10 protein-coding genes are annotated in these 12,169 nt (G+C 75.9%); 2 read left to right on the forward strand and 8 right to left on the reverse strand.

Translation table 11 applies throughout. The annotated features are described in order from the left end of the window. Positions 1–5: 5 nt before the first annotated feature. The 4 genes from F8274_RS16720 to F8274_RS16735 form a co-directional block, all read right to left on the reverse strand. Complete coding sequence (locus tag F8274_RS16720; protein ID WP_151463323.1) at positions 6–1,028, reverse strand: sensor histidine kinase KdpD; 1,023 nt, start codon at positions 1,026–1,028, stop codon at positions 6–8. Continuing rightward, positions 1,021–1,716: a response regulator transcription factor gene (locus F8274_RS16725; protein ID WP_151463324.1), complete on the reverse strand. Its 696-nt coding sequence runs from the start codon at positions 1,714–1,716 to the stop codon at positions 1,021–1,023. The genes F8274_RS16720 and F8274_RS16725 overlap by 8 nt, the downstream gene beginning before the upstream one ends. A 130-nt stretch (positions 1,717–1,846) precedes the next feature. Next, the gene (locus F8274_RS16730) at positions 1,847–2,698 is read right to left on the reverse strand and encodes a DUF1028 domain-containing protein (RefSeq protein WP_151463325.1); all 852 of its coding nucleotides are present in this window, start codon (positions 2,696–2,698) and stop codon (positions 1,847–1,849) included. 51 nt (positions 2,699–2,749) lie between these two features. Beyond that, a complete protein-coding gene (locus F8274_RS16735) occupies positions 2,750–3,976 on the reverse strand; it encodes a low temperature requirement protein A (protein ID WP_151463326.1) in 1,227 nt (408 codons plus the stop codon). A gap of 186 nt (positions 3,977–4,162) precedes the next feature. Here F8274_RS16735 and F8274_RS16740 point away from each other — a divergent pair, with 186 nt between their 5' ends. Next, on the forward strand, positions 4,163–5,143 hold the full coding sequence (locus tag F8274_RS16740; protein WP_151463331.1) for an LLM class F420-dependent oxidoreductase: 981 nt from the start codon (positions 4,163–4,165) through the stop codon (positions 5,141–5,143). A 1-nt stretch (position 5,144) separates the two neighbouring features. After that, complete coding sequence (locus F8274_RS16745) at positions 5,145–6,074, forward strand: SDR family oxidoreductase (protein ID WP_225853831.1); 930 nt, start codon at positions 5,145–5,147, stop codon at positions 6,072–6,074. Between the two features lie 48 nt (positions 6,075–6,122). Here the strand turns inward: F8274_RS16745 and F8274_RS16750 are convergent, their stop codons facing one another. The 4 genes from F8274_RS16750 to F8274_RS16765 all read right to left on the reverse strand — a co-directional run. Next, positions 6,123–8,444, reverse strand: coding sequence for a transglutaminaseTgpA domain-containing protein (locus tag F8274_RS16750; protein ID WP_370518240.1), 2,322 nt, complete (start codon positions 8,442–8,444; stop codon positions 6,123–6,125). After that, positions 8,420–9,628, reverse strand: coding sequence for a DUF58 domain-containing protein (locus tag F8274_RS16755; protein ID WP_151463327.1), 1,209 nt, complete (start codon positions 9,626–9,628; stop codon positions 8,420–8,422). Before F8274_RS16755 ends, F8274_RS16750 begins: the two co-directional genes overlap by 25 nt. 3 nt (positions 9,629–9,631) lie before the next feature. Then, positions 9,632–10,627 (reverse strand): MoxR family ATPase, encoded by a 996-nt coding sequence (locus F8274_RS16760; protein WP_151463328.1) that lies wholly within the window; start codon positions 10,625–10,627, stop codon positions 9,632–9,634. 26 nt (positions 10,628–10,653) lie between these two features. Beyond that, a partial coding sequence (locus tag F8274_RS16765) for a fibronectin type III domain-containing protein (protein WP_151463329.1) occupies positions 10,654–12,169 on the reverse strand: 1,516 nt, incomplete at its 5' end.

Raw genomic sequence — 12,169 nt, forward strand, 5'->3', positions numbered from 1 at the left:
CTGGCTCAGGCGGCGAGCGGCAGCCGGACGACGAACCGGCAGCCGCCGGTCACGTTGTGAACCTCCACGCGGCCACCGTGCGCCTTGACGAGGCCGTGCACGATCGCCAGCCCCAACCCGCCCGAACTCTCCACGCCGCCGTCGGCCGAGCGGGTACGGGCCGGCTCGCCGCGAAAGGCCACCTCGAACAGACGTGGCAGGTCCGCCTCCGGGATCCCGCCACAGGTGTCGGCGACGGCCAACCAGGCGTCACCACCGCTGTGCCCGGCGTCCACCCGGACCGTGCCATCCTCAGGGGTGTAACGGATCGCGTTGAGCAGCAGGTTGCGAACCACCCGAGCCAGCTCCGGCTCGCTGGCGGTGACCACCGGCCAGCCCGACTCACCGGCGACCAGCCGGATCCGGCGGGCTTCCGCCAGCGGCGCGGCCCCGGCCAGGGCGTCCGACACCACATCGCCCAGAGGCACCGCCGACAGCGACAGCCGCAGTGCCCCGGCGTCGATCCGCGACAGCTCGAACAGGTCGTCGACCAGCCGGGTCATCCGGTCGGCCTCCACCCGGATCCGGCGGTGGTACTCGCCGACCGTGGTCACGTCGGCGACCACCCGGTCCTCCAGCGCCTCGGCCATCGCCCGCAGCCCGGCCAACGGCGTGCGCAGGTCGTGCGACACCCAGGCGATCAAATCCCGGCGTCCCTTCTCGATTCGCCGTTCCCGCTCGCGGGCCTGGTCCGCCCAGACCGCCGCGGCGGCGAGCCGCCGCCCGAACAGCCAGCCGACCGCGAGCGAGACCGTCGCGGCGGCGCAGACCGTGATGAGAACGACCTCCAGGTCGTGCGGGGAGAGGAACATCGCCTCGGCGACCACCGACACGCCCGCCGCGACGGCGCCGACGGTCATCGCCAGCAGAACCGAGATGTGTGACGTGATCGACCGGATGCGCAGCAGTCGCAGCGCGCCGGCGCCGACCAGCGCCACGGCAGCGGCCGCCCCGAGCGCCACGCCGAAGATCAGAGCGAGGTCACCCATCGACCGGCTCGTACCGGTAGCCGACACCCCAGACGGTGACGATCCGCCGTGGATCGGCGGGGTCCGCCTCGATCTTCTCCCGTAGCCGACGCACGTGGACGGTGACGGTGGACTGGTCGCCGAAGTGCCAGCCCCACACCTGCTCCAGCAGCTCTGCCCGCCCCAACGCCCGCGCCGGGTGACGCATCAGGTGTGCCAGCAGATCGAACTCGCGCAGCGTGAGCGCCAGCTGCCGGCCGTGCAGCCGGGCCACCCGGGGACCGGTCTGCACGACCAGACCGCCGTCGGTGAGCACCTCGACGGCCGAGGCCGGAGCTTCACCGCCGGCCCGCCGCAGCACCGAGCCCACCCGCAGCACCAGCTCACGCGGCGAGAAGGGCTTGCTCACGTAGTCGTCCGCGCCCAATTGCAGGCCCAGGATCCGATCGGCCTCGTCACCACGGGCGGTCAGCATCACGATGGGTACGGGGTTGGGCCGCTGCCGCAACCGCCGGCACACCTCGAGCCCGCTCAGCACCGGCAGCATCACGTCGAGCACCACCAGATGCGGCGGCGCGGCGGCGACCGCGGCGAGGGCGGCGGCACCGTCCTCGACGTGGTCGACCTGGTAGCCGGCGTGCTCGAGATAACGGCACACCACGTCGCTGATCGTCCGGTCGTCGTCAACGACCAGCACCCGATGCGGCACCGGCAGCCCCCCTCCGCGTGTCAGGGTAGCCGCGCACCGGACGGGCGACGAAGCGCGAAATCTTGCGAAGCCCTTACGGCTTGCTGCCCCGCCCCGCGGGCAACGCGGAGCTGCTTCTCCTCGGCGACGGTCAGGCGCCGACGGCCGGCGGGGTGGTGCGGCGCAGGTGGTCCAGGACGACGGGGTCGATCCGGCCGGGGACGATGCGCTCCTCCAGGTTCTCGACGCCGGCCCAGGCGTCGAGCGCCTCCTCCACCCCGGCGGGGCCGACCGGGTGGCCGGCGGCGGCCAGCAGCGCGGCCACCTCGTCGGCGACGGGGCCGGTGAGGTCGAGCAGGGTGGCCGGGTCGGGCGTGCCGAAGAGCAGCGTGTGGATGTCGAGCAGCCGCCCCAGCTCGGTGACGGGGTCGTGGTGGTCGTCGACGCGCAGGTCGACAAGCTCGTCGCCGGTGCCGGCGTAGCCGCCGTGCCGCCGCACCACGAACAGGGCGGCGCTCTGCCGGCCGCGCCGGTCGCCGCCGGCCCGGTCGCCGGCGGCGAGGGCGGCCAGCAGCCGCTGCGGGACCGGCAGGTCGGCGCTGCCGAGCCAGGTGTCCCGGAGCGCGTCGATGACCTCCGGCCCGGCCAGGATGTTGCCCTGCGCCGCCCAACCGTCGCCGGACTGGCCGCCCGCCCAGGGGTGGCAGCGCGGCCCGGTCCAGGTGGCGCCGTCGCCCTTCGCCCCCACCACGCCGAGTTGCCGGTCGTCGCGGCCCGGGTCGGCGGCGATCAGGCCGGCCACGACGTCCGCGGCGGCCACTCCGGTGCGCAGCATCGCCAGCCCCTGCGACCGGTACGCCAGGTTGGCGTGGGCCTGGCTGGCGAGCGCGCCGACCTCCGCCTCGGCGGCCGGCACCAGCGCCCCGGCGGCGAGGAACTTGCTGGCCACGGCGATGCCGTGCACGAGCCCGTCGGCGGAGCGGGCGACGATCGAGAAGGTCACCCGCGGATCGTAACGTCGGGGAGGGGGCGTCAGCGGCCCCGACGGGTCCCGTCAGAACGGTGGGGCCGCCTCCTCCGGTGGGCTGCCCCAGGCGCGGCGGGCGTCGGCCACCGCCACCCCGAGCAGCACCAGCGGGGCGGCGATCGCCGCGACCAGCGGGGTGGCGATCGCCGCGGTCAGCGGCACCAGGGGCTTGAGCACCGCCATGAGCAGTACCAGCACGAGCACGGCCACCCAGCGCGACGGGGACACCCGGCCGAACACCTCGTACTCGAAGCGCGCCCGCCCGAGCAGGAAGAACGCCGGACCGCCGAGGATCATGGCGAGCCACCCGACCTGGTTGTGGCCGGCAGGGTGCTCGTTGACCAGCTCGTAGCCGATCGCGGTGGCCACCACGCCGACCACCATGATGAGGTGGGTGTCCGCGGCGGAGCGGCCGATCGTGGCCGGATGCGCCGCCCGGATCACCGCCTCGCCGAGGATCCGCCCGGCCCGCTGCACGTAGATCCGCCAGAGCAGCACCGAGGTGAGCAGCGCGGCGGCGAAGGCCGCGGTGCGGGCGGCGCTCTCCGGTGCCCGGCTGTACGCCAGCCCGGCGATGAGGATCGTCTCGCCGAGCGCGACCAGGAAGAACTGCTGGTAGCGCTCGGCCAGGTGCTCGCCGTGGATGTCCCAGCGGGAGACGGTGGACCGGCCCAGCCCGGGGACCGGCCAGCCGAACCGGGACGCCAGGTACTCCAGCAGGAGCGCGAGCGTCCAGAGCGTCACCCGCGGGTCGGTGGGCAGCACCGCGCCGGCCAGCCAGAGCACCCCGGTCGCGCTGAAGGTGATCAGCATGCGCAGCTTCAGCCGGCGGTGCTGGAGCCGGCGCAGGGTCAGCAGCAGAATCGCCGGCCGGCTCACCTGCACCACCACGTACGCGACGGCGAACACCAGCCCCATGGAGCTGAACGCGCGGGGGATGGCCACCCCCATCACCATGCTGCCCACCAGCGCGGTGACCACGATGACCTGCAACCAGATGTGGTACGGGTCGTAGCGGCTCGTGGTCCAGGCGGTGCCCTGCCAGACCGCCCAGAGCGCCAGGAACAGCAGCAGCGTCTTGCCGCCCCCGGTCACCGCCGTCCAGCCCCCTTCCAGCGCCAGGTCCTCGAAGGCGCGGGCGGAGATCCGGGTCAGCGCGAAGACGAACACCAGGTCGAAGAAGAGCTCCAGGAACGTCGCCCGGTTCGGGCCGCCGCCCGACGGGACCAGGGCGGTCGGCTCCGGAATCCTCACCGCCGCCTCCCGAGCCCGGTCCACCCCATCTGGCAGTCGTAGCACTTCTTGCGGGCGGCAACGCCGGGTCCCGGCCGCATCACCCCTGCGGCTCCGCGCGTCGCGCCGCGACCGGGAGCCGCCGGCCGGATCTTGCCCCCGGCCACGACGAGCGGGCACGATCGACCGGTGACGAATCGATGGGGCATGACCGTGCCGCTGGCCGGCGTCGGGCTCGCCGACCACGCCACGGTCTACGCGGCGCTCGACCGCGCCGGCTTCACCGACGTCTGGTCGTCGGAGGTCGCCGGGACCGACGCGTTCACCCCGCTGGCGCTCGCCGCCGCCTGGCAACCGCGGCTGCGGCTGGGCACCGCGATCGCCCCGGTCTTCACCCGGGGGCCGGGCCTGCTCGCGATGAGCGCCGCCGCCCTCGCCGAGGCCGCGCCGGGCCGTTTCGCGCTGGGCATCGGCGCCTCCTCGCCGGTGCTCGTCCGGGACTGGAACGCGGTGCCCTTCGACGAGCCGCTCCGGCGCACACGGGACGTGCTGCGTTTCCTGCGCGCCGCGCTGCGCGGGGAGACCGTCGACGAGGAGTACGACACCTTCACCGTCCGGCGGTTCACCCTGGAACGCCCGCCGTCGGCGCCGCCGCCCGTGCTGCTGGCCGCGCTGCGGCCGGGCATGCTGCGCCTCGCCGCCGCCGAGGCCGACGGCGTGATCCTCAACTGGCTGGCCGCCGACGACGTGCCCACCGCCCTGGCCGAGATGGGCGAGCGCCGCCCCGGCTTCGAGGTCGCCGCCCGGATCTTCGTCTGCCCCACCGAGGACGCCACGTACGCCCGGGCGCTGGGCCGCCGGCTGATCACCGGCTACCTCACCGTGCCGGCGTACGCGGCCTTCCACCGGTGGCTGGGACGGCAGGACAGCCTCGGCCCGATGTGGGAGGCGTGGGCGGCCGGGGACCGGCGGGGCGCCTCGGCGGCGGTGCCGGACGAGGTGGTCGACGCGCTGATCCTGCACGGCTCACCCGAGGAGTGCGCCGCCCGGGCCCGCCGGTACGCCGACCAGGGCGTGGACGTGCCCGTGCTGGCGCTGCTGCCCACCCCGGAACTCAGCGCCGGCGGCGCGGCCGCCTGGGTCGGGTTGCTGCCGCGGCTCGGGGTGGCCGGCGGGGAGGCGGGCTGAGATGAACCTGACCGACCGGGTGGCCGTGATCACCGGCGGGGCGGGCGGCATCGGTGCGGCGCTCGGCCGCCGGTTCGTCGCCGAGGGCGCCGCCGCCGTCGTCCTGGCCGACCTCGACGCCGCGGCGGCGCGCGCCGTGGCCGAGGGCATCGGGCCGGTGGCGCACGGCGTCGCGCTCGACGTCACCGACGAGGCGCAGGTGCGGGCGCTGGTCGACCAGACCGAGCGCCGGTACGGCCGGATCGACCTGTTCTGCGCCAACGCCGGGGTGACCACCGGCGGGGGCGTGGACGCGCCCGACGCCGACTGGGACCGCGCCTGGCGGGTCAACGTGCTGGGGCACGTGCACAGCGCCCGGGCCGCGCTGCCGGCCATGCTCCGCCGCGGCCAGGGCTACCTCCTCTTCACCTGCTCGGCGGCGGGCGTGCTCACCGCGGTGGGCGACGCCCCGTACACGGCGACGAAACACGCGGCGGTCGGCCTCGCCGAGTGGCTGGCCATCACCTACCGGGACGCCGGCGTCCGGGTCAGCGCGCTCTGCCCGCAGGGCGTGGACACCCCGATGCTCGCCGGCGGCCTGGCCGAGGGGCACCTGGGCGCCCGGGTGGTCGCCGCCTCCGGCGCGATCCTCACCCCCGACCAGGTCGCCGACGCGACCCACCCTTGTACGTCGTGCCGGCAGCCGATGGTCTTCGCGGGGCACGACTTCGCGGCGCCGCGCCGGCGGAACGACTCCGGGTGGGCCGCGGTCGCGGCTGTCCTCGGGGCGGGGCTGCGCTACGAGGGTTTCGAGGTGTGCGGGTGTTCGCGGGAGCCGAAGTTCCGGCCACGGACGCGCGCCCAGGTCCGGGTGCGGCGGCGGGCCGCCGGCCGCCTCGGGTTGTCGGAGGCTGAGGCTCTCGCTGCCCGGGATCCCTCCGACCTGGCGTGACACCGGGGCTGTCGCCCGTACGGGAAGGTCGCCCGTATCGGCCCTGGGTCAGCGGCGCCAGCGCAGCGGGCCGGGGTGGACGGTCCACAGGAGGCGACGCCAGCGGGAGCCGGTGGCCCGCAGGGCCGTGACGTAGGCGGTGGCGACCGCCCCCGCCCTGTCGGCCTGGGCCGGCGTGGCCGTGCCGGGGGCGAACGCCACCTGGTTGAGCAGGTCGGCCAGCTCGGCCACCTCGGCGGCCACCGGGACCTGCCCGGCCTGTGCCTCGGCGAGGGTGCGGCGGGCCTGGTCGGCGACCTCCGCCGCCGCCAGGTCCGCGCCCGCCGGGTTGCCGGCCAGTCGCAGCGCGTCGGTCACCTCCCGCCAGGCGCCGGCGATCCGGCGGCCCGGGTCGCCCTGCGCGAGCCGGCCCCGGCTCAGGTTCCGGCGCAGCGTGGCCAGGGTCAGCAGCAGCGCCCCGAGCAGCAGCACCAGAGCGCCGACGCCACCACCGACCAGCACCGGCGTACCCGGTCCGGCCTTGCCGCCGCGCGGGTCGGGGGCGGCCGCCGCCGGCGGCGTGGCCGTGGGTTCCACGGTCGGCGCGGGCACCTCGGACGGCGGCGGGTCCTCCGGCTTCGGCCGGAAGTCCTCCTCCACCGGGCGCGGCTCCTCGTCCGGGCGCGGCATCGGGTCGAACGGCACCCAGCCGACGCCCTCGAACAGCACCTCCGGCCAGGCGTAGGCGTCCGCCGCCCGGACCGGGCCGTCCGCCTTCGGCTCGAAGCCGACCACCACCCGGGTGGGCAGGCCGGCCAGCCGGCCCAGCACCGCGAACGACGCCGCGAACTGCTCGGACGTGCCGCGCTGCCCGCCGCCGTTGCGCGGCCCGAAGAGGAAGAACCCCAGGTTCGGGTACGCGTGCCCGCTCGGCGCGTCCGCGGTCACCCGGTAGTGCTCGGCCAGGAAGTCCGCGATCGCGCTGGCCCGGGCGTACGGGGCGCCGTTCTCCTCGGCGAGCTGGGTGGCCAGCCGGCGCATCTGCTCCGGGGCTCCGTCGGCGACCCGCAGCACCCGGGCCACCGCGTCGCCGGCCGGCACGTTGGCCGTGCTCAGCAGGTTCACGTCCGGCTGCTCCCGCACCGAGGCGACCGTGTACCGCAGCCCGGGCGCCAGCCCCTCCGGCCGGATCAGCGTCCCGGTCGCCGGGTCGTACGCCACCCGCGCGCCGGTCACCTCGCGCGGTGTCGGCACGGCGGGCAGCAGCCGCCCGGTCAGGTCGGCCACGGTGACGTCCTGGCGTACCGGCTCGGTGGCGGTGCCCGGCGCCGGATCGGTGGCCGGCAGGATCCGCCCGGCGTTCCGGTAGGTCGCCCCCACCCGCCAGGTCACCCCGTCGTAGTCGCTGAGCACCGCGAGCCGGATCCGCGGCGGCCCGGCGTCGGTGGCGCCCGCCTCGGTGCGCACGTCGAGCAGCTTCTGGTCGGGGTTCAGCGCCCACCCGGAGATCCGGATCAGCGGGTTCTCGTCCAGCGATTCCACCTGCGGCGGTTCGACGTAGCGGCGCGGGTCGACCGGCCGGTCGTCCACCCGGCCGGCGACCACGGGGGCGAGCAGCGCCGCGAGCGCCACCACCACCGCCACCCCGGCCGCGCTCGCCGCGAGCAGCCGCAGCCGCACCGCCGCGCGCACCGCCGGCGCCAGGCCGGCCACCGGGTCGGGGCCGGCCGGGCCGGCCCGCCCGCCGGGCGCCGCCAGGCCGACGGCGGCGACCGCCGCGAACAGCACCGTCGGCGCGACCGCCGGGCCGGCGTTCGGCCCGACCACGTACAGCGCGCCGGCGTAGAGCAGCACCGGCGGCAGGTAGCCGAGCAGCACCCGGCCGGCCCGCAGCGCCACCTCGGCGGCGGCCAGCCCGGCCAGCCAGGCGGCGACCACCGGAACCAGCACCGTGTCCGGGGCCGGCTCCACCGGGATCATCGCGGTGAGCAGCCGGGGGATGGCGTTGCGGGCGGCGTCCGCCGCCACGTCGCCGAGCCCGCCGGGCAGCGCCGCGTGGGCGGCGGCCAGCCGCAGCGACAGCAGCGCCCAGCCGGCCAGGGCGGCCACCGACAGCGGCGCCACCAGCCAGGACGGCAGGCGCCGGGCGGCCACGCTCACCAGCACCGAGCCGACCGCCGCGCCGGCCGTCAGGCGGGTCAGCAGCGGATCCGCGTAGACCCGGCCGAGCACCACACCGGCCAGGGTGATCATGACGATCAGCGCCGACGGCACCGGCACGGCCCGCAGCACCCGCGCCACCGGACCGGGACCGCCGCCGGCCGGCCCGGCCGGCGCGTCGACCGCCGGGCGCGGCGGCGTCACGGTCACCACCGGCGGATCCCGTCCCACTCGGCGGCGAACTCGGCGCCGTCCGCCGCGTCCACCACCACGAGGCCTGCCGCGCCGGCCGCCGTCGGCTCCGCCGCCCCGAACATCCCGACCACCACCGACGGGTACGCGCGGCGCAGCGCGCCGACCTGCCCCAGGTCGCCGCGGGCGCCCGGCCCGGTGAGGAAGACCAGCGTGTCCCCGAGCCGCTCCTGCCGCAGCCGGCTCAGCGCGGTACGCAGCACGTCCTCCCCGCCGTCGGCCAGTTCCGCGGCGGCGAGCCGGTCCAGCGGCCCGCGCGACAACGGCAGCTCGGCGCGTCCCACGCCGCGCGACGACCCGGAGCCGTCGGCAGCTCCGGCCGGCTCCTCGGCGGCGGGCGCGACCAGCAGCAGGCTCACCGGCAGGTCCTCCCGGGTCGCGGCGGCCAACACCGACGCCGCCGCCTCACACCCCGACTCGAACGACTCGGCCACCCCGGCGTCCCGATCCGGGTGGGCGACCGCCCGGTTGTCCAGCACCACCACGAGCCGGGGCAGGCTGGTGTCCACGTTCTCCCGCACCATCAGCTCGCCCACCTTGGCGCTGGTCCGCCAGTGCACCCGGCGCAGCTCGTCGCCGACCACGTACTCGCGCAGCGAGTCGAAGGTGATCGAGCCGTGCGGCACGCTGTCGGTGCGCCCGTCCAGGCTCCGCCCGGCGCCGGTCGGCACCGCCGACAGCGGATGGATGCGCGGGTGCACCCACACCGGCACCGGATCCCCGTACGCGCGGGCCAGCGCCACCAGCCCGAGCGGGTCGCGCCGGGTCACCCGCAACGGCCCCACCGGCACCACCCCCCGGCGGTGGGTCGGCACCGGGTAGCGCACCTCGGTGTCCCGCCCGGGACGCAGCCGCAGCAGCGGCACCGGCACCAGCCGGCCGCCGCACCGGTCCTCGGCCACCAGGTTCGCCGCCCGCAGCCGGCCCGTGTTGCGCACGGTCAGCACCATGGCCGCCGGCTCGCCCCGGGCCACCCGGTCCGGGTCGGCCACGCGCTCGACCGCCAGCCGCGGGCGCCAGGCGGCCGTCACCAGGGCGTACCCGACCGCGACACCGGCCGCCACGCCGAGCACGGTCAGCTCCGGGTACGCGTACCGGAAGCCGACGCCCAGCAGCACGACGGCGGCGACGAGCAGCCCGACACCGCGGGCGGTGATCCCCACCGCTCAGCCGTGGACCGGGGCGGGCTGGCCCGACGGTAGCGGCACCGGCACCGAGGCGACCGCCTGGCGCAGCACGTCGGCCGGGGTCACCCCGCGCACCTGCGCGTCCGGGGTGAGCAGCAGCCGGTGCGCGAACACCGGCTCGACAAGCGTCTTCAGGTCCTCCGGCATGATCCAGCCCCGCCCGTCGATCAGCGCGTACGCGCACGCCGCCCGGGTCAGCGCGATCACGCCCCGGGGGCTGACCCCGACGCGCACCTGCGGGTGGGTGCGGGTCGCCGCGGCCAGCCGCACCGCGTACGCGTAGAGCGGCTCGGCGATGTGCACCCGCCGGGCCATCTTCACCATCTCCCCGACCGTGGCCGTGTCGGTGACTGCCGTGAGCGAGTCGGGGGAGCGCAGGGTGGCGCCCCGCAGCACCTCCACCTCGACCGCCTCGTCCGGGTAGCCGACGGAGAGCTTCACGAGGAACCGGTCGAGCTGCGCCTCGGGCAGCCGGTAGGTGCCGTCCATCTCCACCGGGTTCTGGGTGGCCACCACGAGGAACGGCTGCGGCACCGGGTGGCGTACGCCGTCCACGGTGACCGTGCGCTCCTCCATGACCTCCAGCAGCGCCGACTGGGTCTTCGGCGAGGCCCGGTTGATCTCGTCGGCGATCACGATGTTGGCGAAGACCGGCCCCGGGTGGAACTCGAAGCCCCGGCTGGCCTGGTTGAAGATCGTCACACCGGACACGTCCGAGGGGAGCAGGTCCGGCGTGAACTGGATGCGTCGCCACTGGCCCTTCACGGTCGCCGCGACCGCCCGGGCCAGGGTGGTCTTGCCCACCCCGGGCACGTCCTCCAGCAGCACGTGCCCCTGGGCGAAGAGGGCGGTCAACGCCAGCCGGACCACCTGCGGCTTGCCCAGCACGACCGCGTTGATGTTCTCGGCCAGCCGGGCGGCCAGGGCGGCGAAGCCCTGCACCTCCGGCTGGGTGAGCGGTTCGTGGGTGTTCACGTGCGCGGTGCTCCTCGGTGCGGCGGTCAGCAGGTGGGCAGGAGGTTGATGTTGTCGCCACCCTCCAGGTTCAGCCAGGCCCACGGGATGTAGTCGCGGCCCCTGCTGTGGTCCACCCGGACCCACCAGGTGCTGCGCTTGTCGTTGTTGTAGATGTACGCGTAGACCTCTTCGCCCTGCTTCTTGCAATAGGCCTTGAGCCGGGCGCCGTTGGGTTCCCAGCCCGCCTGCTTCGCATTGTCCTGCCTGGTCACCGAGAAGATCTCATTGCCGTTGCGATCGCCGGGCACGTCCCGGGTGCAGTACGACGCCTCGGCGCCGGAGGAGCCGTTGCGGCAGGTCGCGATCCCGTAGAGCGCGTCGGTGCTCTGCGCCCGGCTGCCGGTGCCCTTGCCGGCCGCGTTGCTCGCGGTCACCGTCACCGTGTACGCCGTGCCCGGCGTCAGGCCGGTCACCCGCAGGCTGGAGCAGCTCCCGCTGGCCGTCCTGCCGCCGGTGGCGGCCGTGCAGGTCGCCCGGCCACCGCCCGCGTCCACGGTGAACGTCACCGTCACCGAGGTGGCGTCGGCCGACGAGCCGGTCATCGTGACCCGGGGCGCGGCCACCGTGCGGGCGGTGGTGCTGGCCTCCGCGCCCGGGCCGGCCTCGTTGACCGCCTTCACCTTCACCGTGACGTTCTGCCCGTCGCCGAGCCCGCCGATCGTGGTGCGCACGTCGGTCACCTCGGTGGTCTTCCCGGCGGCCTCCACCACGTACTTCGTCACCGGGCGGCCGTTGTCCACCGCCGGCGCCCACTGCACCGCGATGGTGCCCGGCTGGTCGGCCACCGTGGAGGCCTGCAGCTCGGTCGGCGCCTTCGGCACGGTGAACGGCACCACCGTGTTGCTCACCGGCGAGGTCTTGGACCCGGCGCCCTTGTCGCTCACCGCGATGACGGTGAAGGCGTACTGCGTGCCGTACTCCAGCTGGCCGGCCGGGATGACCAGCTCCGTCTTCGGCGACTCGCCGGCCGGGGCGGTCGCGCCCGCCGAGCTGGCGGTCACCGCGTACTTCGTGACGGTGTTGCCCTGGCCGTTGGCCGCCGGCCACTTCACCAGCACCGTGCCGTCCGGCCGGGCCTCCGCCGTGACACTGGCCGGCGGGTCCGGCACGGCGGCGGTCGGCGTGACCGGGTTGCTCCTCCGGGCCGGCCCGTCGCCCTTGGCGTTCACGGCGTGCACCGAGAACGTGTACGTCTCGCCGTTGATCAGCCCGGTGATCTCCAGGGCACGCTGGTTCGCACCCACCTCGTGGCGCTGGCCGGCGCCCTCCACCACGTACCGGCTGATCTCGGCGCCGTTGGACGCGGCCGGCTGCCAGCTCACCCGCGCCGACGCGTTCCCCGCGGCGGCGGTGACCGCGCGCGGCGCGCCCGGCTTGCCCACCTTCGGCTTCTTCGGCGGGGGCGGCGGCGGGGGAGCCGGCGGCGGGTCGCCGCCGAGCACGTCGTTGGCGTACTTGTTGACCTCACGCACCTGGTTCCGGTCGTCCACCACCTGCGCG

Origin of the sequence: Micromonospora sp. AMSO31t (assembly GCF_008868175.1) — a bacterium.
Classification (GTDB): domain Bacteria; phylum Actinomycetota; class Actinomycetes; order Mycobacteriales; family Micromonosporaceae; genus Micromonospora.

Excerpts from the sequence above, each read along its gene's own strand:
- F8274_RS16720 (WP_151463323.1), bottom strand. The coding sequence starts at position 1,028 with ATGGGTGACCTCGCTCTGATCTTCGGCGTGGCGCTCGGGGCGGCCGCT.
- F8274_RS16740 (WP_151463331.1), top strand. The coding sequence starts at position 4,163 with ATGACCGTGCCGCTGGCCGGCGTCGGGCTCGCCGACCACGCCACGGTC.
- F8274_RS16745 (WP_225853831.1), top strand. The coding sequence starts at position 5,145 with ATGAACCTGACCGACCGGGTGGCCGTGATCACCGGCGGGGCGGGCGGC.